Raw genomic sequence first — 21,977 nt, 5'->3', positions numbered from 1 at the left:
GCGCCGTTGCTATGGTGCGGATTCGCAGAGGAAGGCCTCGGTGACCGCGCAGTGCACGGCGGTGCCGACGGCGAGCGCGTCCTCCTCGTACACCACGTGGTTGGAGTGGTTGTCGGGCACCGCCCCGGGGGTACGGCCCGCCGGGCAGGCGCCGAGGTAGGCCATCGTGCCGGGGACGCGTTGCAGGACGTAGGAGAAGTCCTCGCCTCCCATGGTCGGGTGCGGCAGTTCCCGCACGTTCGTGGGGCCTAGGACCGTGGATGCCGCGCCGCGCACGAGGGCGGCGAAGTCGGGGTCGTTGTGCAGCGGGGGGTAGCCGTCGACGAGGTCCACGTCCGCGGTGGCGCCGTGGGCGGCGGCCACGCCGTGGGCGACCCTGGTGATGCCCTCGCGCACGGCCTGCCGGCTGGGTTCGGACAGCGTGCGGTAGGTGCCGAACAGCTCCGCGGTCTCGGGGATGATGTTGTAGGCACGTCCCGCGGTGAGGCTGGTGACGGTGACGACGACGGGCTCGAAGACGCCGAGGGTCCGGGTCACCATGGTCTGCAGGGCCTGGACGATCTCGCAGGCGACCGGAACGGGATCGAGCGCCTTGTGCGGCGCGGCGGCGTGCCCGGCGCGCCCGCGCACGGTGATGCGCAGGGTGTCGGCGGCCGCGAACTGCGGTCCGGGCCGCAGGTGCACCGTGCCCGCCTCGTGGCGGGTGGCGATGTGCAGGGCGAAGGCGCCGTCCACCGGCGGGCCGTCGGCAGGGGCGAGGAGGCCCTCGCCGATCATCCGCTCGGCACCGCCGCCGACCTCCTCACCCGGCTGGAACATGAACACCACCCGCCCCGCCAGCCGGTCCCGGCGGGCGGTGAGCAGGCGGGCCGCGCCGATGAGCATGGCCGTGTGCGTGTCATGACCGCAGGCGTGCATGACACCGGCCTCCTGTGAGGCGAACGCCAGGCCGGTGTCCTCCTGCTGCGGCAGTGCGTCCATGTCCGCGCGCAGCAGCATCGTGCGCCCGGGGCGAGCGCCCTGCAGTACGGCCACGACGGAGCTGAGGCCCGCACCGACGGACACCGCGAGGTCCAGGTCGGCGAGTTCCCGCAGGATCGTCGCCTGCGTCCGGGGCAGATGGATTCCCACTTCCGGTGCGCGGTGGATCTCGCGCCGTACGGCCACGATGCCGGGCAGCAGGGCCCGGGCCTCGCTGAGCAGGGTTGAGGGCTGCGGGTCGGCAGTCATCGGGCGATCACCGCCTCGAGCGGGACGCGGCGGGTGTGCGGCAGGTGTTCCTGCAGGACGCGGTAGCGGTTGCCAAGGCCCATCAGGCCCCCTTTGGTGAGGAGATCGGTGAGGCGGTGTTGCCGGTCATGGACTGCGGCACGACCCTGTTGTTGCTCGATCCGGGTTCCAGGAGGTAGACGTCGGCGCCGGCGTCGCCGGCGGGTGGTGTGACCAGCCAGGTGGTGTCGGGGGCGCTGAGGTATGCGGCCCACGGTTCGGTGAAGGAGTGGGACACCGGCGTGTGCGGCAGGTGCGCGGGTGGAACGAGGGCCGCCAGGGCGGTCTTGGTGTTGAGCATCAGGATCCCGGTGACGTCGTTGATGAACGGCACCTGCTCATTGAGGCACCACGGAGCTGCCAGACCGCTTCCTCGACCGACGGTGGGGTAGTTCACTACCCCACCCGCGTCGATGTCCGAGAAGTCGCGCTGTTCCAGCTTGCCGGAGAACGATGCGAACGGCTCCACGGCCTCGCCGGGCCTTCCCGTGGACAGCGCATCTCGGTACCGAGCACCGAGCACCGAGTACCGAGTGCCGAGCACCGAGTGCCGAGCACCGAGTACGAGTGCCGAGTGAGGACAGCCCGTTCACGGTGCCGTCCACACCTGGTGTCCCTCGGACACGAGGGTGTGCGTACAGGGCGTGGCAGCTGTCCACTTCCGCGGCGGTGGCGATGAGCAGCGCGATGCGCATGGCAGATCCCTCCCAGGCGTCCGTATAGGGCAGATCCCTCTCAGGCGTCCGTATGGTGCGATGGTCCTCCTCCGGGGAGGGTGCATGGTGCTTCAGACGGGGATGAGGCCTCGTCAGCATCGGTGGACGTCCGGAAACGGCCCCTTGCCCGGCGTCTCGCGGCGGTCGGGGCGGTGGAGCCCGCCGCACAAGGACGTCGCGGCCGTGGCCAGCCCACCGCCGCACAAGGACGTCGCGGCCGTGGCCGGCCCACCGCCGCACCGGCTGATCAGTGACGTCAAGGACACCTCCCGCCTCGTCGCCGGCCGGCCCGGCGAGGTCCTGTGCCGAGGCGGCGCAGGCACCCGCACCGATCTTCGCCTCCTGGCGCACCGTGGACGGTCCGGTCTTCGCCTCCTGGCGCACCGTGGACGGTCCGGTCTTCGCCTCCTGGCGCACCGTGGACGGTCCGTGGACGGTCCGTGGACGGTCCGGTGCAACGTGGTCCGTTTGGACAGCAGTTGGCCGTGCGTCTAAGATTTTGGCCATGCGGTCAAAAAATGATCCTGGTGGCCAGTTCGACGGCGGGGAGGGTGAGCCGGAGTCGCGGGAGCCGGAGCGGTCGTTCATCGAGAAGGCGCGCCGCGCCCAGATCATCGATGCCGCCGTCGAGACCATCGCGGCACGGGGGTTCGCGAAGGCCTCGCTGGCGCAGATCGCCGAACGGGCGGGCATCAGCAAGGGGGTGATCTCGTATCACTTCGCCGGTAAGAGCGAGCTGATCGAGCGCACCGTCGAGCAGGTCTACGAGGGGATCGGCGCCTTTGTCGGTGCCCGGCTGGACGAGCGGGTCGGGGCGGGTGCGTGGCTGCGCATCTACATCGAGTCGGTCGCCGAGTACATGCTCAACCACCAGACCCAGCTCACCGCGCTCGGTGAGATCTTCCATCACTTCCGTACTGCCGACGGAGCGCCGCGCTATGGCATCGCGTCGAGCGAGCCGATCTACGTGGCGTTGGAGAAGGTCTTCCTGGAGGGGCAACGAAGCGGTGAGTTCCGCGCGTTCGACGTCCGTGTCATGGCCGTCAGCCTCCAGGCCGGAATCGACCACATGTTCGCGTACTGGAGTGCCCGTCCCGAGAGCGATCTGACCGCCTATGCCGGCGAACTCGCCGACACCTTCGAGCACGCCACGCGTGCGGACGGCCGTGCCTCCACGCGATCGCACGGAGCCGCACCCGACCGCGCCGGTTCGCAGTAAAGCGCGGTCAATCGCGGTGCAGCGCGGGAATCGCGGTGCAGCGCGGTGCAGCGCACTGCGGGCACGCTCAACTGACCTGGTTCCAGCGGGACTTCGGTTCCCTTCGGCTGGCCGCACACAACGGGGAGAGACTTTTCATGACCGGCGATCCGACATCCGCGGCCCTGCAGGCCGGGGCCGAGCCGGCCGCTGCGAGGCCAGCGCGCCCGCGGCTGCTCTACATCGACAATCTGCGGATCACGCTGACGGCGCTCGTGGTGCTGCACCACACCGCCGTCACCTACGGCAACATCCCCGCCTGGTACTACACCGAGCCCGCCAAGGACGGCTCCGGGCTGCTCCTGGACGTCTTCGTCATGTTCAACCAGGCGTTCTTCATGGGCTTCTTCTTCATGATCGCCGGGTATTTCACCCCGGCCTCCTACGACCGCAAGGGCGCACGCCCGTTCTTCCGGGACCGCCTGAAGCGGCTCGGCATTCCCCTGCTCGTCTTCCTGCTGCTGCTCCGTCCGCTGACGGGCCTTGGCGGGTACGCCGACATGCGGGCCGAGTTCGCCGCGCGCGGTGAAGCCCTCCCCTACTGGGTGTACTACGTGCTGAGTTGGGATGCGGGGCCGCTGTGGTTCGTCGAGGTGCTGCTGGTGTTCGCGGTGCTCTACGCGCTGGTCCGGCGCGGTGGCGCGCGTCGGGCGCTCGGCCCGGCCGGGGAGAACCGGCGCGCGGCGGTGCAGGTGTCGCGGCCCTTGCGGCCGCTGACTGTCGTCGCCTTCACCGTTGCGCTGGCCGTTGGCACGTATCTGTGGCGGATCGTGGTGCCCAGCGACACCTACGTGCCGTTCCTCGGGCTGCCCACCCCCAACTTCATGCCGCAGTACGCGAGTTTCTTCGTCCTCGGTGTGCTTGCCTACCGTCGGGGCTGGGCGCAGAGCCTGCCGCGCGTCGTGGGCTGGGGGGGTTTCGCCGTGGCCACGGTGGCGACGCTGGCGTACCTTCCCTTCGTCGTCACGGTGGATACCGCAACGCTCGTGGGGCACGGCAGTTGGCAGTCGCTGGTCACCGCCGCGTGGGAGTCGACGTTCGCGGTGGGTATGGTCCTCGGGCTGACGGTGGTCTTCCGTGAGCGCCTCAACCGGCAGGGGGCCACCGCCGCGTTCCTGTCCCGCCATGCCTTCGCCGTCTACGTCATCCATGCGCCGGTCCTTGTCGGGCTCGGCTTCGCCTTCCGCCTGGTGCACGCTCCGGCGGCGGTCAAGTTCGCGCTCGTCGGCGCCCTTGCCCTGCCGTTGTGCTGGGCCGTGGCCTATGCGGCGCGTCGCCTTCCGCGCGCCGATCGAGTGCTGTGAACGTCGCCTACGGCGCGGCGGGCGCACGGTCGGCGTATCCGGGCCCCCGAGGGGGCGTCGGTGGGGCGTCGCTACGGTGGCGGTCATGACCCCACACAGCTTTTGGACCTCGCCGCCCGACCGTATGGTGCGCGGCTCCATGGGCCACTGCAACATCACCGTCCTGCCGCCGCCGTTCGACGTCGACGCCAGGGCGCTGCCCGCCAACGACCCGGCCGGCGCCGCGCAGTTCGCCGCATCGCCGGGAACCGTCGACGAGGTCCTCGAAGACCTCGGGCCCCGGTCCGTCCTCGAAGTGCCCTACCCCCGCACCCGCGGCGACCTGGACGTCGTCCAGGCCGCCGCATGGGGTCATGTGCGGGGCATGTGTGATCCGGCGCTGGCCGACAGCGGCAACGACACCCCGCTGCTGGGCGAGGCCCGCGCGCTGCGGGAGCGGTTCCCCGACGCCCGCATCGTCGGCCGCGTCCACTTCGACGCCGGCGCCGACCACACCGAGGACATCGTGTGGCTGCCGGACGGTGCCATGTTCCACGCCTCGGGCTGGCTCGGCGACGAACCGTTCGAGATAGACGGCGACCCCGATGCCGTGATCGCCGCCCTGGGCCTGACCGGCGAGATGCTCAGGGACGCCGGGTTCGACCTGGAGGAGGACGAGCCCCATGAGGCCCAGTGGTCGGCGCTGGCCGCCCTCGCCCTGGGCGACGCCGATCCCTGGGGATGGCCCGACCTGCAGACCTCCGCGTTCCGTGTGCGTCACACCGCGTCCGCCGTCCGGGCGATGGAAGGCCGGTACTTCGGCTGAAACGGCTGACAACTCGCTGTTTCCGGGGCCCTGTTGATGCAGGGCGGCGGAGGGGGACGGATGGCGGCGCAGGGGGACGGATGGCGGCGCAGGGCGGTGCAGGGGGACGCAGGGGCAGGGGGACGCAGGGGGCAGGGGGACGCAGGGGGCAGGGGGAAGCAGGGCGGTGCAGGGCGGCGCAGGGGGCGGGCCTGGCCTCGGGGGCGGACGATGCGGGACCGTGTCGTGCGCCGGCGGGGCGTGAAGTCCCGCCGGGCCGCTGCTCCTTGACCGGCCCCCTTCGGCCGCCGCCGCCCTCACCGGCCCCCTCTGCCGCTGCCCTAACCGGCCCCTTCTGCCGCTGCCCTATCGGTAGGTGAACACCTGAAGCACCACAAGGCCCCCGACGACGGTCACGGTCGGCACGGCGATGGCCACCGAGCCGAGCGCCACGCCGGTTCGCGCCCGGCCACGGGCAGCGACGATCTGGCCTCGCATGTCGCGCAGCGCGCCGAGGCCGGAGACCACCGCGCATATCCCCAAGGGAACGACCAGGTAGACGGGAAAGAACCTGATCCAGTTCGGGACGGCGGACGGCAGCCACGGGCACCCGAGCATGACCGTCGCGGCGACGGCCAGGAGGAGCGAACAGGTGCCGTTGCGCCCGGCCGAGACCGGCGCCTGGCACTCGCGTTCCTCTTGCTGCTGCGTCATACGCATCATCGTGCGCCGAATGCCGCACGGTGCGCCTGAGTACCGGTACTCACGTCGGGGTCGGTGAGGCATGCGGGTGTCCGGGCCGCTCGGAGCGCAGGGCCAGGCGGATCAGCTCCGCGTGGGTGCGGGCACCGGACTTCGCACGGATGCGACGCAGGTAGCCGTCGACGGTGTGTACGGAGATGCCGATGCGGCGGGCGGTTGCGGCGTAGGTGCGGCCGTCGGCGATGTGCTGGAGGACTTGCCGTTCACGGTGTGACAGCACCGGGTGCGAGGGGGGCGTTGCGGTGAGGGGGGTGGGGGGTGCGTGGTGCATGGCTGTCGCCTTCTTTCGGTGCGCAGGAAGGTGGGCCGGATAGGCCGAGTGAGCCGGATAGGCCGGGTGGGCCAGGTGGGCCGGGTGGGCCGGGTGGGTCGGGTGGGTCGGGTGGCTGATGTGCGGGGTCAGTTCTTGTGCTGCTTGGCGCGGCGGTTGCGGTGCGTCCGCCAGGCCAACAGGCCGGCGGCGGCCACCGCGCCCATGCCCACCGGCGTCGTGAGGAACTGGCGTGCACGGTCGAGGGAGAACCACGCGGCGGGCTCCCGCATCCAGCCCTGGCCGCCTGAACCACCTGAACTGTCTGGGCCGTTGTGGCCGTTGTGGCCGTAGTGGCCGTAGTGGCCGTAGTGGCCGTTCCTTCCGGTCGGGTCGCCGCCGTGGGCCGCGTCGCCGGAGCCCCGCCCGGACCCCGACCCTCCGAAAGAGCCTTCGAAGGAGCCCTGGGAGGTGCCGTCCTCGCCCCGCGAGCCGGCTTCGCCCGCGGCTTTGCCGCCGCCGCTGCCGGACCGGCCCCCGCCACGGTCACCGTCGCCGCCGCTGTTGCCGCCGCTGTTGTTGCTGTTGCTGTCGGGGCGATCGCCGTCGGGGGTGCGGGTGCCGGCTGTGCCACCGTCCTCCCCGCCGCCCCGGCCTCCTGCGCCGGAGGAGCTGCCGTCGCCCGCCGCACCGCCGCCGGGGCGGCCCGAATCGCCGCCGGCGCTGCCGCCGCCCCCGGTGGGGCCGCCCCTGTCCTCGTCCGGCCCGCCGCCGCGGCTGCCGCCGTGCCCGTCGTCCTCGTCGTCCTTGTCCGCCGGAGGCGGGGGCGGGGGCGCAGTGGGCGGTATGCGGAGGGATCCGCCGGGCGGGATCTTGACGGGGCCGGTCGGCGGGTCCTGATCGCCGATGAACCCTCCGGGCGGGATCTTGACGGTCCCGACCAGCGGGCGCTGCGGCGGCGGCTCGACCGTCGTGTCAGGTCCGACCGGCTTGCCCGGGCCGCCGGGCCCCGGGCCGGGCATCGGCTGGAGCTCAGGGGCGCCTCCCGCCCGGGAGGCGGCGGCCTGTGCCGAAGTGGCCGGAGTCTGTGCCGACGCCGCGGAGGCTGCCAGGGGCGACAGGGCCATGGCTCCGGCCAGCGCGGCGATGATGTGGGCTCGATAGCGACGCATCGTGGTCTCTCCTTCATCGGGGGCCTGGTGCCCCGCTCGTATGCAGGAGTCGCGACCGTCACGGACGCCAACAGGTTTTCTCCGGCCTTTTCCACGAGTCGCGTATCGCCTCGCCGCCGGGCCCGTGGCGCGTCGCCCTTCCGCCCCCCGCCAGAGTCGTGCCACAGCCCTGCTGGAGCCCCGCTGGAGACCTGCTGGAGCCCCGCCAAAGCCCCGCCAGAGCCGTGCCGGAGACCTGTCGGGGCCCTGTCGGGGGGGCGACCGCCGGCGTCGCGACACCTCCCGCGGAGGGCTTTTCGGAGAGCTTGCGAAGAGCCTGTCCGTGGCAGGTGCCGCGACGCCGGCGGTCGGGGCGGTGGGTGCGGGTCTCAGTGCGATGCGTCGGCCGTGACGCGCATGCCCACGCGGACCTCGCGGCCCTCGTCGTGGTCGTGGACCTCGGTCCACTGCGCCAGGAACTCGACGATCCCGGTGCCGCGGCCGTGCTCGTCGGGGGCCAGGTCTGCGTGCCCGTTGGTGTGCCGGACCACGGCGCCCGAGTCGGTCAGGGTGATCAGCAGCTCGCCGGCGTCCAGGGCGAGGAGCAGGGTCATCAGGGCGTGACCGTGCTGGACGGCGTTGGAGGCCAGCTCGTCGACGATCAGAGCGGCGGAGTCACGCGCGTCCTCGCCGACGCCCCAGCTGCTGAGGAGATCTTCCGCGAAGTGGCGGGAGGCGGGTACGGAGGCCTCCTGCGAGGGCAGGGTCAGGACGGCCTGGTGGCCGTCGTGCGGGGCGTGAGCTGCCGTATGCGAGGTGTTGCGCTTTTCGTCCAGGGGGTCGGAGAGAAGCATGGCCGCGATCTTTCAAGAAGGGGGTCGACCGGCTGGGAAGTCCCGTTGCCGTGTCCTACACCTGTGAGATCCGCGGCCCTGAACAGGGCCAACACCTTTCCGTGGCGCATTCCAAGAATTTTCCGCACGGTTCCGACAGCAGCATGGGCATGCGCGCGCGGGGGTGCGGCCGTGCCTGCGGCTTGCCGCAGGCGGGCGCGTCCTGCCGCAGACGGGCGCGTCCTGCCGTGGCGTTACCCGGCGGCGGGCTTCTTGGCGAGGCGGCCATAGTGCGCAGGCAGCAGCGCATGCGTGCGCGGAAGTCGGGTCGAACGGCGGCTTGTCTTGCGGGTATGCCGGGTCGGGCTCCCCTTCGTCCGCTTCTTGGACCTCCTACATCAAGGCGGTCAGACCGTCGGGGACGAGGAACCGGCCGTCATCCCACGAAGGGGTGTCATACCTGCAGCCGTCCAGCTGTCCAGCCGTCCAGCTGTCCAGCTGCCTCGTGCCGGTGGAAGAGGCCGATCGCCGACTTCGGCCTTCTCATTGTGCGGTCGGCGCCCACACGCGCTCAGTGCGTGGCGGCCTTGAGCGCGGTGTCGGCCTGTGCCCAGGACGGCTGCCACCACGTGGTCACCGGCTCCCACACCGCCACACCCCGGGGCAGATCGAGGGCGTCGGCGTCGATGGTGCGGCCGCGGTGGGCGGGGTCGGCGGCCACGGTCACAAAGGCGACGATCCGGGGTCGCGTGCCGCCGGCGGGGTCGACCGTGCGCACCGCGGCGTGGGCGGTGGCGCCCGCGGCGAGGCGGTAGGGGGCGCTTGAGGTGGGCGGTACCGGCTGCGCCGCACCGTCCAGGTCGCCGAAGGTGACCGTCGGGATCCGGTCGACGACACAGGCACGGGCCGCCTTGTTGGTGACCTTGATGTGCAGTACCTCGGAGCGTCGCGTGGCGGTCGCGGACACGCTCACCGCGGGCTCCTTGCAGGTCGGTGTCGGCGCCGCGGTCGCGGTGGCCGCATCGGCCGTGGGAGCGAGGCCAGCGAGAGCGGCGGCCGCAGCGGCGGCAGTGGCGGCAGTGGCGGCAAGAGCGGCGGCCGGGGCCGTGAGAAGCGAACGAGCGGCGCGCATGGCGGTTCCCCTGTGGTGGTTGGTGTGTCACCAGCTGTGGTGGTTCGGCATGTCACCAGCGATGACCGACGGGGCCGCCAACTGGTTGCACAGCGGCGCCCGTTCGGCGGCAGACGCGCACGGCGCTCGGGTCGCTGCGCTGTGCCGACCCTTCTAGGAGCCGACGGTGAAACGGCCGGTGCGCAGCCCGGCGGTGCGCAGGCTTCGGGCCCGGCGGTGCGCAGCCGGGTGGTGTGCAGGCTCCGGCCCGGCGGTGTGCAGGCTTCGGGCCGCCCGCCGCGGAGGCCGGGGGCTTTGTGCGGTATCTGCTGTTTGGCGGCTTATGGTGATCGTTGTGGCTGGGCGCTGGTGCGCGGGAGGAGTTGAGGCCGTGGCGTGCGCGGAGCCGGCTGGTGGTGGCCGGTCCACCTCCCCTGCGCGGCCGGGCGCGGGGTTTGGCGGGCGGTCCTTGGTTCCGCTGCTGGCCGTGTGTGCCGGGTACTTCATGGTGATCCTGGACGTGACGGTCATCAACGTGGCGGTGCCGGTCATCGGCCGGGAGATGTCGGTCTCGGTCACCGGCATCCAGTGGATCACCGACGGCTACACCCTGGTCTTCGCCGGGTTCTTGCTGATGGGCGGCGCGTGGGGCGACCGGTGGGGCAACCGTCGGGTCTTTTGCGCCGGGGTGGCGGTGTTCACCCTGTCCTCCGCCGCGTGCGCGGTGGCCTCCAGCGGGCTGTTGCTGATCGCGGCCCGTGGGGTGGAGGGGCTGGGCGCGGCGTTGATCGTGCCCGGTTCGCTGGCGTTGCTCCAGCAGGCGTATCCGGCCGGGGCGGCTCGTTCGCGGGCTTTCGGGTTGTGGGGGGCGATGGCCGGCATCGCGGCGTCGGCCGGGCCGTTGCTGGGCGGGCTGCTGGTCTCCACTGTGGGGTGGCGGTGGGTGTTCTTGATCAATGTGCCGATCGGTGTCGCCTGCCTGGTGTTGACGCTGCGGCAGGTGGCGCCCTCGGCCCGGCTGGTGTCGCGGCCGGTGGACTGGCCGGCGCAGTGCGCGGTCGTGGCGGCGGTGGCGTTGCTGACGGCGGCGCTGAACGAGGCGGGGCGGCGTGGGTGGTCCGATCCGGCGGTCGTGGCCGGGCTGGGTCTGTCGGTACTGGCCGCCACGGGGTTCGTGGTGCGTGAGCGGCTGGCCCGCTTGCCCGTCGTCGCGCCGAGCCTGCTGCGTTCGCGTGCCCTGGGCGGCGGCGCCGTCATCGGTTTGCTGTTCAATTTCGGTTTCTACGGCATGGTGTTCACCGCCAGCCTGTACTTCCAGCATCAGCGGGGCTTCAGCGCGCTGGGTACCGGGGTGGCGTTGTTCCCCGCGGTGGCGATGACGATGTTCGCCTCCGTACTGTCGGGACGGCTGGCCCGCCGTACCGGGGATCGGCCTTTGGTGGTCGCCGGCATGCTGCTGGCCGGGTGCGGGCTGGCCGGCTGGGCCGCGGCCGGCAACGATCCCGCCTACCCGCTGCTGATCGCGCCCATGATGGCGGCGGGATTCGGGACCTCCTTCGCGTTGACCGGCGCCACCTCCACGGTGATGGGTGCCGCGTCCACGGCGTATTCGGGGACCGCTTCGGCCCTGTTCAACACCGCCCGACAGATCGGCAGTTCCACCGGCGTCGCCCTCGGCGGCACCCTGCTGGCCACCGCCGCCGACTACGGCCAGGGCCTGCGCGTCAGTATGACCGTCGGCGCGTTCGCCTACGCGGCGGCCGCTGCTGTGGCATGGCGGTGCGTGCCGCCGAAGGCGCAGAAGGAGACTCCTGACGCGGGGAGAGCGGGCGGGACGCGGTGAGCATGCCGGGCGCGGTGAGCGTACGAGACGCGGTGAGCGTCCGGGCGCGGAAGGTGGGCTGGGGCTTGGGCCTGGCCTGGGCTTGGGCCTGGCCTGGGCTTGGTCCTGGGCTTGGTCCTGGGCTTGGGCTTGGGCTGGGGCTTGGGTCTCCCGCAGGGGGAGAGTGGAAGGTGGGGCATGGACAGCGGCACCCTTTACTCGATTACTCGATCGGTGAACTGGCCGGTGTACCGGGCTGAGCGTAAGGACGATCCGGTTCTCCTGCGACCGCGGCATCGTGCCGCCGGCCGATCGCATCCCTGCCGGATACCGTCGCCACGGCCCCGATGCCGTAGCTCGTCTGGCTCTGGTGCGCACACTGCGCGAGCTGGGTGTGGGCCTCGACGCGATCCGGCAGGTCACCGATCGCGAGCGCACGCTCGGCGACGTCGCCGCGGAGCATGCCACTGCCCTGGACGTGCAGATCAACGTGCTGCGTCTACGGCGAGCAGTGCTGGTCGCCGCAGCCAGGGGTGAGCGGAGGTGGAGGAGAGGGAACGTGTGCATCGGCTGGCCGCCTTGTCGACGCCGAACGGCCCCGCCTGGTGGAGGACTTCCTCGGTGCCGTCTTCGAAAGCCCGCACGGCGACTTCGCGCATGCCGCCCCGCGGCGTTCGACGCCCCCCAGCTCCCCGACAGCCCCACACAAGAGCAGGTCGCAGCATGGGTGGAGGGGCGCAGCTGTCACTGGACGAGGACTTTCGCGCCACTGCGGGGCGTGGTCTGCGACCAGGCAGCCGACCTGGCCGACGGTGCCGCCACTCCGCCACGCCGCCACGCCGCCACGCCCGGACATCGTGGCCGTGGCCGCGACCTTGCGGGGCGGCCGTGGCCCTGGGCGTCAGCCCCGACTCACCACAGTCCGGCTCCGTTGTCACCGGGCTCACCGCAAGGTGTCCGCCGGCCGACGGACACCGTGACGACGCCCGGCTACGTAGCCGGCTGCTGCACCGGCTCCAGGCCACGCACAATCCGCGCCGGGACCAGTACTTCACCCTGCCCACCGTGAGCAACAGCTGCCGGCCCGGAACCCCTGGCACCAATGATCGACTGGTCCGTTCAGGCCCTGAGGACGCAAGCGGCCCCGATGACGCGGCCGTCGGACGGACGAAAGGCCCGGTCACCTCCGCCTGCCCGGCTCACCAGGACCTGCAGTTCACCAGAGCCTCCGGCTCACTGGAGCCTGCGCCTCGCCGGAGCGTGCGGCTCACCGGGACCTGCGGCCCACCGGGGCCTGCGGCTCGCCGGGTTCGTGGCCCCGCTGCAGCGTCTGCGCGGCTTTGTCACCGCCATCGGTGCGGGCTGCCACGCGTCGTCCACGGCCAGCGGGTTCAGAAGTGGCTGGGGAACGGGCCAGCGCCGGGGTCGAGGTCAAGGTCGAGGTCGGGGTCGGGGTCGGGGTCGGGGTCGGGGGCAGGGTCGGGGGCAGGGTCGGGGGTTTTGGCCCGGTCGTCGAGCCAGCAGCGCAATGCGGTGCGGTCCACCTTGCCGTGGGGGTTCAGCGGCATGGTCTCGATGGTGTGTACGGACGCGGGCAGCATGTAGGACGGCAGACTGCGGGCGGAGGCCTCACTCACCGCGGCCGGGTCCGCCGCACCGGACAGCACGGCAGTGATCGTCGCCGCGTCCGGCCACATCAGACACACCGCCTCCACCGCTCCGGCCCGACGCAGCACCGCCTCGATCTCGCCCAGTTCGATCCGGTAGCCGTCGATCTTGACCTGGTGGTCGTTACGGCCGATGCAGATCAGCTGGTCGTGGTGGGTGCGCACCAGATCGCCCGTGCGGTAGTACCTGTGACCGTCGCGCTCGAAGAAGCGCTCGGCGTTCAATCGGGGCGCCTGCCAGTAGCCGGGGGTGGTCTGGGGGCCGGCCACACACAGTTCGCCGGTGGCGCCGTCCGCAACCGGCGTCAGGTCCTCGTCGACGATCAGCGTGTGCAGGCCGGGATAGGGACGGCCGATGGGAACGTTGTCGTGCACGCACTGCGCGGGACTGGTGTACGGGTCCCAACGGTAGGCCGTACAGGCGATGGTCAGTTCGGTCGGCCCGTAGAGGTTCTCCACGACCGAGGCGGGCGCGGCGGCCTGCCAGGCTTCCGCAGTGGCCTGGGGCAACGCCTCACCACAGAACAGACTCCAGCGCAACGTAGGCATCGAACCAGGCGTGAGCAGACCCCGCCTACGCAGTGCCGCCGCCACCGAAGGCACCGAGAACCACACGGTGATCTGCTGACGTTCCAGGTAGTCGAAGGGCCACGACAGCTCCTGGGGATCCATGACACAGACCCGCGCCCCGTTCTCCCAGGCCATGAACAGGTCGAAGACCGACAGATCGAAAGTCTGCTCACCGATCTGCGTCAACCGGTCCCGAGGCGTGATCCGGTAACGGTCCTGGTTGACGGTCAGGAAAGAGCGGATGTTGGCGTGGGTGATGGGCACCGCCTTGGGCTCACCGGTACTACCCGAGGTGAACAGCACATACGCCGCCTCGCCGGGCTCGGGCTCGGGCAGTTGCTCCAACCCGGTGACGCCCGCGAGGTCAGCGGCATGCAGAACCGGCCCATCACCGAGGCCCCCCACCAGGCTGGTGGGTGCGCTGTCGGGCAACAGGACCGCCGGACGGCGGGGCAGGCCGTCCAGGAGCTGGGGCAATTGCGGCAGCGACGCCGCATCGACGATCAGCGCATCGGGAGCAGACCGTTCCAGCATGGTACGGGTACGCCGCAGCGGCAGGTGGCGACTCAAGGGAACGAAAGCCGCCCCGGCGAACAGCGCAGCAGCCACCCCCAAGTACGCAGCCGGACTACGTGCGGCCAGGACACCGACACGCCGCGGCCGAGGGCCAGCCGCCTCCACAATCGCAGCCGCCCACCGACGAGCGGTCTCAGCGACCTCGTGATAGCTGTACTCGCGCCCATCCAAGCTCAGCGCGACATGGTCGGGCAGGCTATCGGCATGCTGCAGGAGCCCGACGCCCAAACGTCGGTCCGGCACTGTGACCATCTCAGATCCGTGGACGTGCGACGGACCGCCCGCACCGGGGGCCGACGGTGGCCGACGGACGCGAGACGGCAGGGGCGGCCAAGCCCAGCGAGGCCGGCGAGGCCAGCGGAGGCGGCGGGGGCGGCGGGGTATCACGGTGCAGGGCCCGGGGTGTGGGGGTCATATCTCCACCCTGACCAGTACGGGCCATCGGCGCCTGTCGACAACCGCACCGAGCCGACAGCAAGAGCGAGCCGAGGACAGAAGCGGGACCGACGGCAAGAGCGGGACCGAGAGCAGGAGCGGGACCGACAGCAGGAGCGGAGCCGAGGACAGAAGCGGGACCGAGGACAGAAGCGGAGCCGACGGCAGGAGCGGAGCCGACGGCAGAAGCGGAGCCGACGGCAGAAGCGGAGCCGACGGCAGAAGCGGGGGGCGAGGGCAGGAGTGGGGGCGAGCGTCGGGCGTGCGTGTGGGGGTCGGCCACGGAAAGTCCCCGGGGCGCTTCCGGCTCATCAGGCCGAGGAGGGGCGGTGAAAGTGCAGCGAGAGGCAAGCGAAATGGCTCTTCGAAAAGCCGGTCCGCTGGACGTCCAATTTCACTGAACGGCCGGTCTATTTGACGCCCATTTCACTGGCGGACGGTTCACTGCACGACCGGTTCGCCGGAATGCCGGGGCTCACTCGATCAGCCGCACTCGAGGCGAAGCCGCCCACGGGGACGTGCATGGTGATTTCATGAACACTACTCAGACGAACCGCCCGAAGAAGGCCGTATCGCGAATACTTGCGGCCAGCGCCGCCCTGGGCCTCGCTCTCGCCGCCACGGCGGCCACCGCCACCTCCGCCACGGCCGTAACGCCCACCCCCCACGGCGCAGCCGCCTCCAAGTCCAGCCCGGCCGGCGACCACGACGACGGCTGGGGCAACACCTGGGGCTACGGCGGCGGACACTCCGGCGGCCACTCTGGCGGCCACTCCGGAGGCGGCAACCACGGCGGCAACGACGGCGGCGACGACTGCAGCGGCCTGATCGTCCTGCTCTGCCTGTAACGACACCCCACACAGCCCGACCCGACGGACGACACACCACAGCAGGAAAAACAACAGCAGGAAAAACAACGCCGGACAGCAGGAAAGACGACGGCGGACGGCGGACGGCAGAAAGGACCACGGCGGTCGGCAGGAAAGACGACGGCGGGCGACGGGCGACGGGCGAGCGGGGACCACGCGAAAACTGCCGCAACCCGGCAGACCGCAAGGCGCCCCCCTCGCGTCCCTCCACGCGCCTCGCCGCCGGACCACGTGCCCCCAGCGCCGGCGGGGGACCAGATTGGTGGCCCCCTGCGAGGTGCGTGGGCGAGGCCTCATAGCCTGCTTCCACGCGCCTCGCCGCCGGACCGCGTGTCCGCAGGGGCGAGCGGGAACCTGGGCGGTGGCGGTGGCCCCCTGTGAGGTGCGTGGGTGAGGCCTCATAGCCTGTGGGTCGCACTCGAAGCGGTGCCAGGCACCACCAGCAGTGCCAGGTCGACCGCGCATCACAGGGGGATCCGCATGTCCGCGTACTCACCACCACCCCAAAACCCCACACCCCAAGGCCCGGTGCCCCACGGCTCGGCGGCCCATGGCCCCGCACCCCAAAGGGCGGTGCCCCCGGGGCGACTGCCGGTGGACCACTCCCCCACGGCCAACCCCCCGCCTACGGCCAACCCCCCGTACAACAGCCGGGCGAGCCGATGTTCACCCCCACCGGACCCGAGCAACGCCCGTGGCTGCGACCACTGATCGCGGTAGCCATCCTGGCCGCTGTCGGAACCGGCTTTTGGGGGCTCAGCGCCCTGACCGACGACGGCAAACCCCCCGTGAAAGCCGCCCGCGACGCCCGAGTCGGCGACTGCCTGGAAAACCGCGGAACACACACCGACCCAGTGCTCTTCACCATCCCCTGCAACGACACAAAAGCCGACTACAAAATCGTCATCGACGCAACACTCCAAGGCACCTGCCCACAAGAACTGGACAAATACACCGAACGCGGCGGCCGCCAAGGACAAACCACACTATGCCTCAAACCAATACGACACTGACCCAAACCCACACCCACACCCCGACCCGGCCCCAGGCCCGGACACAGACACAACCACAGGCACGGGCGTAGGCATGGACACAACCACAGTCGCAGGCGTAGGCCGGGCCAGGCCAGGCATGATCCGGCCGGGCCGGACCCGGCCGGTGGTCACTGACTGAGACATCAGGCGATGACGCCCACCAGATGCTGCCAGTAGGGCCGGGCGAACTCAACCAGCAGTTCAGGATCGCTACCGACGACAACCGGGCAGCCAACCAGATCCAGCAGAACCAGACCGAAGGCGCGGTCGCCGTAGGCGTAGCAGTCGGCGGGCGGCCAGTTGTGTGCGGTGAGCAGGGTGCGTGCGTGCTCGGCCTTGGCGGGGCCGATCATGGTGGTGAGTACTTCGCCGGTGTAGCGGCCGTCTTTGACTTCCAGGTCGGTGCATAGGATGCGGTCGGCGATGGGGTCGAGGCAGGCAGTGAAGGACCCAGAGACCAGGACGGTGGCCAGGCCGTCCGAGCGGTGGATGTGCAGGGCGTGCAGGATGTCGGTGTGGAAGAGGTGCGCACCGCACACACCAGGGTGCACCCGCCCACACCTCCCAACGCCCCCCACTGCGCCATGCCGAGATGGCGGCGCTGGATGTGTGGGACCGCGGCCCCTCCCCCGGCCGCACCCGACGCATGGCCCCCATCATGCAGGCACTGACCACCGTATGGCTGACACCGCTGGGCATCACCGCACACCTCACCAACGGCGGAGCCACCTTGATCCTCACCAGCCACGAAGCCACCCGCCTGCACGCCGAGGCCTCCGCCGCCGACGCCCTACCACCCTGATGCACCTCACCGGCTCCGCCGAACTGCGCATCCCCCCGAGCCCACCACGGCCAACACACCCAACTGTGGGAAGTCCTCGCCGAACTACGCGACGCAGCAGCCATCTCAGCCGGCCTGGCCACCACCTCCTTCCCCCCACGTGCCCTACACCACCGGTCCAGAGCCCGACTGACACCAACCGAACACACCACCGAGGCCGTCGCCCACCGACACCGACCCGGGCAGCCCAGGCCGGCGCCCGGTTGAGGCCAGTACGCGGAAAGCGCGCGCCCGCCGCCGCGGGGGCCACCCCGGTTGCTTCCATGAGCTCGGGGCTGGACACACTCGACAGGGCCCTGGGATGTAAGAGTGGCTATGTCAGTGATTTGATCTTCTGGCCGCCGGAACAGGAACTCTCGGCCGATGAGGTGGTCGATCAAGCCCTGGCGCCCCCGGCCTGCGGGGCGGTCTTCGAACGTGCCCGGGCGCCACGTGGGAGGCGGCACATGCGGCGGGACCGTCGCGGCAGTCTTCCGCCGGCTCCAGCCGTGGCCCGTCAAACCGCTCCCCAAGGCCTGTCCGACCCCGCCCCATCGGACAGGTCCTAGTTCGGTTGCCCGATCGGCCGCACGACCAGCGTGTTCACGTCCACACCGGGTGGCTGGGAGATCGCCCACACGACGGTGTCCACCAGTTGCTCGGCGGAGATCATCGGGCCCGCCGCGTCGGCGCCGCCGGGGCGGTCGTCCCAGAACGGCGTCAGCACCCGGCCCGGTGCGATCAGCGTCGTACCGACCCCGTACCCGGTCGTCAGCATGCGGACGTTCTCCGCCAGCCCGGTCACCGCGAACTTCGTCATCGAGTAAAGGTTCCCCGGCGTGTTCTTGAACCCCGCGACGCTCCCGATCAGCACGATCCGGCCCTGCGACGCCTTCAGTGCCGGGAGCGCCGCCCGCACCAGCAGTGCGGGGCCCAGGACGTTGGTGAGCACCATGCCCCGCCACTCCTCGGGGTCGCCGGTCTCGACGGTGCCGTTGGTCGCGTACCCGGCGTTGGCGATCGCGTAGTCCAGTCGCCCGAACACGCGCACGGTCTCCTCGACCGCCGACGACACCTGTCCCCAGTCGGCCGCGTCCCCCTCGAATGTCAGCAGCCGGTCGCCCGCGCCCGCCTCCGCCGCGGCCTCGGCCAGCACGGCCAGCTTCTTCGTGCTGCGTCCGGTCGCCGCGACCCGGTGGCCGAGGCCCAGCAGGCGGCGCACGGTCTCCGCCCCGATCCCGCTCGACCCTCCGGTGACGAAAGCGACGGGCGCTTCGGTGCTCTCGATGGACACGTTCCCGTTGGACATGGTCTCCCCGTGTGCTGGTGCGCTGCGCGCGCAAGTGCGGCGCGTCGCTGCCCGACGCTAGATCGTCCCGGCCCGCGCGTCCACGCCATTGCCGATCACGGGCACCGGCACCGGCACCGGCACCGGCACCGGCACCGGCACCGGAGGCGTCTTCCCACGCCGTGACCGGGCCGGCCTTCTGGCCGGCTAGCCGGTGATGCTCGGGCTCCCGGTTTCGATGTGCCCGGTGAAGCGCCGCGACCAGACGGCGTCGGTGTTGAGGGTGACCGTGAAGTCGTACCACCCGTCCGCGCGGGAGACGGCGTTGAAGTAGTCCTCCGCTTCGGCGCCTCCGGCGACCTGGTAGGTCCAGGGACCGTCGGAGCGGTAGTGGTGGGAGGTGACGGTGAAGGTGACGGGCTGGGCTGCGGAGTTGGTCATACGGAACCAGATGGCCGGTTTGCCGGTGTCGGGGGCGGCCGCGTAGCGGCTGTGGACCTCGGCGGTCCTGCCTGCGGTGGTGGCGTTTCCGGCGAACCGGCGCAGGAAACGGTTGGGGCCGAGCAGGGACAGGTCGTACTTGCCGTCGCCGTAGCCGGCACCGATGTTGAAGTAGTCGGTGGTGGTGCCGCCCGCGTCGACGGTGTACTGCCACGGGACACGGCTGCGGTAGGCGTTCGGGTGGACCGAGAAGTGCACCGCGTTCTTCGCCGCTGCGCCTTCGTTGGCCATCTTGATCCAGGCCAGGATCTGGCCGCTCGCACCGACTTCGAGCCGGTCGAGGTATCCGTCCGGCTGGTAGGGCAGGGCCCTCGCCGGCCTGGTGCCGGGCTCCTGAACCGGCAGCGCGTTGGTCGTCGGGGTCGGGTTCGGCAGCGGGCCGCAGGTGGCCTGGCCGATGACCTTGGCGGTGTCGGGGAGCGAGGGCAGGCCGTACACCGGAGAGTCGAAGTCGAAGACGCCGGTGAGGTCGCCGGTCACCTTCCGGCGCCAGGCGCTGATGTGGGGGCCGGCCGCGGGCTTGCCGAGCGACGCGGTCCACTTCTCCAGAAAGCGGAGTACGGAGGTGTGGTCGAACACCTCGGAGCTCACCCAACCACCGCGGGTCCATGGGGATATCACGATCATGGGGACGCGGAAGCCGAGCCCGTACAGCACTCCGTTCAGGAATTCGCCGCCGGTTCCCGCGGGCGGGGCCGGCGGCGGGACGTGGTCGAAGAAACCGTCGTTCTCGTCGTAGTTGAGGAACAGCACGGTGCTGTCGAAGACGGCCGGGTCGGCGGCGAGCGCCCGGATCACCAGGTCCACGAAGTGCGCTCCGTCGCCGGGCGGGGCATAGGGGTGCTCGGAGAACGCCTCGTCGGCCACCACCCAGGAGACCTGCGGCAGCGTCCCGCCCACGACGTCCGCCTTGATCGCGGCGGCGATGTCATCCGGGGTCGAGCCGGTGACGCGGGGCACCGAGGCCATGCCGCGGTCGTGCAGCGGGTCGCCGGACTTGGCGTCCACGAACTTCTTGAAATACGCCAGTCCGTTGTCGCCGAAGTTGTCGTTCGCGTTCTCGTAGACCTTCCAGCTCACTCCGGCGCTCTGCAGCGCCTCCGCATAGGTCTCCCAGGTCAGGCCGGACTCCTCGCCGCCGTCGTAGCTGGTCGAGTCGACCTTGCCGCTCCACAGGTACGTGCGGTTCGGTCCCGTCGCGCTCAGCGTCGAGCAGAAGTACGCGTCGCAGATGGTGTAGTTGTCGGCGAGGGCATAGTGGAACGGAATGTCGTTGCGGTCGAGGTAGCCCATCGTGCGGACGTTGCCGACGCCCGACACCCAGCTGTCGAGCTGGCCCTTGTTCCATGCGGCGTGCTGCGAGGTCCAGCTGTGCGGGAGGTCGCCGTTGCACTGGGCGAGGGTCTCCGAGTCCGCGCCGCCGGCCGGAGGCGTGGCGCTCAGCTTCCACGGGTACTGCCGACCGGCGCCGTTGACCTGGTTGAACACCGAGTGGCCGCCGGGCAGCGTGATGCCACTGCGGTCGGCGAATCCGCGTACGCCCTTGAGCGTGCCGAAGTAGTGATCGAAGCTGCGGTTCTCCTGCATCAGCACGACGACGTGCTGCACATCGGCGATCGTGCCCGTCGGGGCGGATGCCGCGTACGTCCGCGTACCGGCCTGCGCGGCCGTCACCCCGACCGCTCCCGCTGCGGCGCCGGCCGACAAGGCCACGAAATTCCGACGACTCATCCCCGCCACGTGCTCGCTCCTCATCAGTCCGATGCGGCCGGTCACTCGGCGGACGAGAAGAGTGCCGGGGATCGGCGAGGTTCAACAGACAGTCGACGATGACACCGGGTGAATCGGGGATGAACGGAAGCCTGTCACCAGCCGTGGGGGGAACCAGCTCAGTCCTGGTGCAGTTCGTTGCGGCCGGGGCCGCCGGAGAGCTTGTCGGTGCCCGCGCCGCCCCACAGGACGTCGTCACCGCTGTTGCCCCACAGCGTGTCGTCACCCGCCTCGCCGTACAACCGGTCGTTGCCCTTGCCGCCGTACAGGACGTCGCCGCCGCCCTTGCCGTGCAGGACATCGTCGCCGTCGTCGCCGTGCAGGTTGTTCTCCTCGTCGGTACCGGTCAGGGAGTCGTTGCCGGCTCCGCCGGAGCAGTCCTGCCCGCAGTGGGTGAGGGTGTCGTTCCCCGGGCCTCCGAAGGAGCCGAACCCGAACGGACCACCGCCGCCGTCGAGGCGGTCGTCGCCGTCGTCGCCGTGGAGTATGGCGGAGGCGGACCCCTTGAGCACGTCGTTGCCCATGCCGCCGTAGACGCCGGCCCATGCGTCGCTGTCCGGTTCGAGCGTCGCGGTGTCGTCCTTGTCGCCGAGGTCGATGTCGTAGCTGTCCGAGTCGTCCGAGTTCTGCGGGATCTCGACCGCGCAGCGCACGACGGTGCGGTCGTCCTGTGTGGGGTACGTGCACTCGTCCGCGCTCGCCGCGCTCGTGTCGATGGCGATGTCGTAGCGGTCGTGGAAGGTCAGGACGTAGTACGACTCGAACTCACCGCGGTGCTCGACCTCTTCGTCGACCGTCAGCTCGTTCTGCTGACCGGCGGCGGCCCTGTACCAGAGCTCGCCGTCCTCGTGGACGACGGTGGCCACGGCCCTCGGGGCTGCCTGGGCGGCCGGCGCCGCGAGCGCGGTTGCGCCGAGGGCGAGGGCGAGGGTGGCGGTAGCAGCGACGGTGCTGTAGGTACGCATGCGGAAGTGGCCCTTCGGGATGTCAGTGCGCCGTGGTGCTTGAGGTCACTGGGTTAGACCAGGGTCCCGAAAGCGGAGTTGCGCCATCGATCATGAACAACGGCGGACCAGGCAGTGGCCGGGACGTGGCCAGCTCGCCGAAGCCCTCGGCGCCCCTGTCGACGCTGGACCGGTACCAGGATCCGTCCGTCGTCAAAGACCATCGAGCGGTGAATCATGGTC

At 70.9% G+C, this 21,977-nt stretch carries 20 protein-coding genes and 1 pseudogene; 9 read left to right on the top strand and 12 right to left on the bottom strand.

Features of this window, described 5'->3' with window-relative positions:
• Window positions 1–9: 9 nt before the first annotated feature.
• Complete coding sequence (locus ACFWZH_RS30285) at window positions 10–1,230, bottom strand: M20 family metallopeptidase (RefSeq protein ID WP_384438267.1); 1,221 nt, start codon at window positions 1,228–1,230, stop codon at window positions 10–12.
• A gap of 82 nt (window positions 1,231–1,312) precedes the next feature.
• Window positions 1,313–1,738 (bottom strand): hypothetical protein, encoded by a 426-nt coding sequence (locus tag ACFWZH_RS30280; RefSeq protein WP_384438265.1) that lies wholly within the window; start codon window positions 1,736–1,738, stop codon window positions 1,313–1,315.
• A gap of 752 nt (window positions 1,739–2,490) precedes the next feature.
• Here ACFWZH_RS30280 and ACFWZH_RS30275 point away from each other — a divergent pair.
• From ACFWZH_RS30275 to ACFWZH_RS30265, 3 genes are all read left to right on the top strand, one after another.
• Entirely contained in the window at window positions 2,491–3,204 is a 714-nt protein-coding gene (locus ACFWZH_RS30275; protein WP_384438262.1) for a TetR/AcrR family transcriptional regulator, read from the top strand.
• A 137-nt stretch (window positions 3,205–3,341) separates the two neighbouring features.
• Window positions 3,342–4,547 carry an acyltransferase family protein gene (locus ACFWZH_RS30270; protein WP_384438259.1) on the top strand — a complete coding sequence of 402 codons (1,206 nt, stop codon included), beginning with the start codon at window positions 3,342–3,344 and terminating at the stop codon, window positions 4,545–4,547.
• 85 nt (window positions 4,548–4,632) lie between these two features.
• Complete coding sequence (locus ACFWZH_RS30265; RefSeq protein ID WP_384438256.1) at window positions 4,633–5,352, top strand: DUF6333 family protein; 720 nt, start codon at window positions 4,633–4,635, stop codon at window positions 5,350–5,352.
• Between the two features lie 345 nt (window positions 5,353–5,697).
• Here the strand turns inward: ACFWZH_RS30265 and ACFWZH_RS30260 are convergent, their stop codons facing one another.
• The 5 genes from ACFWZH_RS30260 to ACFWZH_RS30240 all read right to left on the bottom strand — a co-directional run bounded on the left by ACFWZH_RS30260 (window position 5,698) and on the right by ACFWZH_RS30240 (window position 9,459).
• Window positions 5,698–6,045: a hypothetical protein gene (locus tag ACFWZH_RS30260; protein WP_384438253.1), complete on the bottom strand. Its 348-nt coding sequence runs from the start codon at window positions 6,043–6,045 to the stop codon at window positions 5,698–5,700.
• 49 nt (window positions 6,046–6,094) lie between these two features.
• Complete coding sequence (locus ACFWZH_RS30255) at window positions 6,095–6,364, bottom strand: response regulator transcription factor (protein ID WP_384438250.1); 270 nt, start codon at window positions 6,362–6,364, stop codon at window positions 6,095–6,097.
• 128 nt (window positions 6,365–6,492) lie between these two features.
• Entirely contained in the window at window positions 6,493–7,515 is a 1,023-nt protein-coding gene (locus ACFWZH_RS30250; protein WP_384438247.1) for a hypothetical protein, read from the bottom strand.
• A gap of 368 nt (window positions 7,516–7,883) precedes the next feature.
• Window positions 7,884–8,348, bottom strand: a complete 465-nt coding sequence (locus tag ACFWZH_RS30245; RefSeq protein ID WP_384438244.1) for an ATP-binding protein — start codon at window positions 8,346–8,348, stop codon at window positions 7,884–7,886.
• Window positions 8,349–8,898: 550 nt separating this feature from the next.
• Window positions 8,899–9,459: a DUF4232 domain-containing protein gene (locus tag ACFWZH_RS30240; RefSeq protein ID WP_384438241.1), complete on the bottom strand. Its 561-nt coding sequence runs from the start codon at window positions 9,457–9,459 to the stop codon at window positions 8,899–8,901.
• A gap of 370 nt (window positions 9,460–9,829) precedes the next feature.
• On the opposite strand from ACFWZH_RS30240, the gene ACFWZH_RS30235 reads away from it, so the two are divergent.
• Both ACFWZH_RS30235 and ACFWZH_RS30230 read left to right on the top strand, forming a co-directional pair.
• Entirely contained in the window at window positions 9,830–11,281 is a 1,452-nt protein-coding gene (locus ACFWZH_RS30235; RefSeq protein WP_384438238.1) for an MFS transporter, read from the top strand.
• A 277-nt stretch (window positions 11,282–11,558) separates the two neighbouring features.
• Entirely contained in the window at window positions 11,559–12,329 is a 771-nt protein-coding gene (locus tag ACFWZH_RS30230) for a MerR family transcriptional regulator (RefSeq protein WP_384438235.1), read from the top strand.
• Window positions 12,330–12,651: 322 nt separating this feature from the next.
• On the opposite strand, the gene ACFWZH_RS30225 is transcribed toward ACFWZH_RS30230, so the two are convergent.
• Window positions 12,652–14,325 (bottom strand): amino acid adenylation domain-containing protein, encoded by a 1,674-nt coding sequence (locus ACFWZH_RS30225; protein ID WP_384438232.1) that lies wholly within the window; start codon window positions 14,323–14,325, stop codon window positions 12,652–12,654.
• Between the two features lie 716 nt (window positions 14,326–15,041).
• Between ACFWZH_RS30225 and ACFWZH_RS30220 the strand changes: the two genes are divergently transcribed.
• Both ACFWZH_RS30220 and ACFWZH_RS30215 read left to right on the top strand, forming a co-directional pair.
• On the top strand, window positions 15,042–15,356 hold the full coding sequence (locus tag ACFWZH_RS30220; protein ID WP_384438229.1) for a hypothetical protein: 315 nt from the start codon (window positions 15,042–15,044) through the stop codon (window positions 15,354–15,356).
• Between the two features lie 683 nt (window positions 15,357–16,039).
• Window positions 16,040–16,390, top strand: a complete 351-nt coding sequence (locus tag ACFWZH_RS30215) for a hypothetical protein (protein WP_384438226.1) — start codon at window positions 16,040–16,042, stop codon at window positions 16,388–16,390.
• Between the two features lie 164 nt (window positions 16,391–16,554).
• Here the strand turns inward: ACFWZH_RS30215 and ACFWZH_RS30210 are convergent, their stop codons facing one another.
• The gene (locus tag ACFWZH_RS30210) at window positions 16,555–16,962 is read right to left on the bottom strand and encodes an HAD family hydrolase (RefSeq protein WP_384438223.1); all 408 of its coding nucleotides are present in this window, start codon (window positions 16,960–16,962) and stop codon (window positions 16,555–16,557) included.
• A 41-nt stretch (window positions 16,963–17,003) separates the two neighbouring features.
• On the opposite strand from ACFWZH_RS30210, the gene ACFWZH_RS30205 reads away from it, so the two are divergent.
• Both ACFWZH_RS30205 and ACFWZH_RS30200 read left to right on the top strand, forming a co-directional pair.
• Window positions 17,004–17,213 (top strand): hypothetical protein, encoded by a 210-nt coding sequence (locus tag ACFWZH_RS30205; RefSeq protein ID WP_384438220.1) that lies wholly within the window; start codon window positions 17,004–17,006, stop codon window positions 17,211–17,213.
• A 314-nt stretch (window positions 17,214–17,527) separates the two neighbouring features.
• Window positions 17,528–17,641 (top strand): annotated as a pseudogene (locus tag ACFWZH_RS30200) (e9imm peptide); the annotation flags it as partial.
• Between the two features lie 155 nt (window positions 17,642–17,796).
• On the opposite strand, the gene ACFWZH_RS30195 reads toward ACFWZH_RS30200, so the two are convergent.
• The 3 genes from ACFWZH_RS30195 to ACFWZH_RS30185 all read right to left on the bottom strand — a co-directional run bounded on the left by ACFWZH_RS30195 (window position 17,797) and on the right by ACFWZH_RS30185 (window position 21,755).
• Window positions 17,797–18,540, bottom strand: coding sequence for an SDR family oxidoreductase (locus ACFWZH_RS30195; RefSeq protein ID WP_384438217.1), 744 nt, complete (start codon window positions 18,538–18,540; stop codon window positions 17,797–17,799).
• A gap of 186 nt (window positions 18,541–18,726) precedes the next feature.
• A complete protein-coding gene (locus tag ACFWZH_RS30190; protein WP_384438214.1) occupies window positions 18,727–20,760 on the bottom strand; it encodes a phosphocholine-specific phospholipase C in 2,034 nt (677 codons plus the stop codon).
• A 149-nt stretch (window positions 20,761–20,909) separates the two neighbouring features.
• Window positions 20,910–21,755 carry a calcium-binding protein gene (locus ACFWZH_RS30185; RefSeq protein ID WP_384438211.1) on the bottom strand — a complete coding sequence of 282 codons (846 nt, stop codon included), beginning with the start codon at window positions 21,753–21,755 and terminating at the stop codon, window positions 20,910–20,912.
• Window positions 21,756–21,977 lie beyond the last annotated feature (222 nt).

Source organism: Streptomyces sp. NPDC059008, from assembly GCF_042749045.1.
Taxonomy (GTDB): domain Bacteria; phylum Actinomycetota; class Actinomycetes; order Streptomycetales; family Streptomycetaceae; genus Streptomyces.
The sequence above is the reverse complement of the archived record's forward strand: the minus strand, read 5'-3'. Positions and strand labels throughout refer to the sequence as shown.

Coding starts and splice junctions, on each gene's coding strand:
- ACFWZH_RS30285 (WP_384438267.1), bottom strand. CDS start 1,230: ATGACTGCCGACCCGCAGCCCTCAACCCTGCTCAGCGAGGCCCGGGCC.
- ACFWZH_RS30275 (WP_384438262.1), top strand. CDS start 2,491: ATGCGGTCAAAAAATGATCCTGGTGGCCAGTTCGACGGCGGGGAGGGT.
- ACFWZH_RS30270 (WP_384438259.1), top strand. CDS start 3,342: ATGACCGGCGATCCGACATCCGCGGCCCTGCAGGCCGGGGCCGAGCCG.
- ACFWZH_RS30265 (WP_384438256.1), top strand. CDS start 4,633: ATGACCCCACACAGCTTTTGGACCTCGCCGCCCGACCGTATGGTGCGC.
- ACFWZH_RS30260 (WP_384438253.1), bottom strand. CDS start 6,045: ATGACGCAGCAGCAAGAGGAACGCGAGTGCCAGGCGCCGGTCTCGGCC.
- ACFWZH_RS30255 (WP_384438250.1), bottom strand. CDS start 6,364: ATGCACCACGCACCCCCCACCCCCCTCACCGCAACGCCCCCCTCGCAC.
- ACFWZH_RS30250 (WP_384438247.1), bottom strand. CDS start 7,515: ATGCGTCGCTATCGAGCCCACATCATCGCCGCGCTGGCCGGAGCCATG.
- ACFWZH_RS30245 (WP_384438244.1), bottom strand. CDS start 8,348: ATGCTTCTCTCCGACCCCCTGGACGAAAAGCGCAACACCTCGCATACG.
- ACFWZH_RS30240 (WP_384438241.1), bottom strand. CDS start 9,459: ATGCGCGCCGCTCGTTCGCTTCTCACGGCCCCGGCCGCCGCTCTTGCC.
- ACFWZH_RS30225 (WP_384438232.1), bottom strand. CDS start 14,325: ATGGTCACAGTGCCGGACCGACGTTTGGGCGTCGGGCTCCTGCAGCAT.
- ACFWZH_RS30220 (WP_384438229.1), top strand. CDS start 15,042: ATGAACACTACTCAGACGAACCGCCCGAAGAAGGCCGTATCGCGAATA.
- ACFWZH_RS30215 (WP_384438226.1), top strand. CDS start 16,040: ATGTTCACCCCCACCGGACCCGAGCAACGCCCGTGGCTGCGACCACTG.
- ACFWZH_RS30205 (WP_384438220.1), top strand. CDS start 17,004: ATGGCGGCGCTGGATGTGTGGGACCGCGGCCCCTCCCCCGGCCGCACC.
- ACFWZH_RS30195 (WP_384438217.1), bottom strand. CDS start 18,540: ATGTCCAACGGGAACGTGTCCATCGAGAGCACCGAAGCGCCCGTCGCT.
- ACFWZH_RS30185 (WP_384438211.1), bottom strand. CDS start 21,755: ATGCGTACCTACAGCACCGTCGCTGCTACCGCCACCCTCGCCCTCGCC.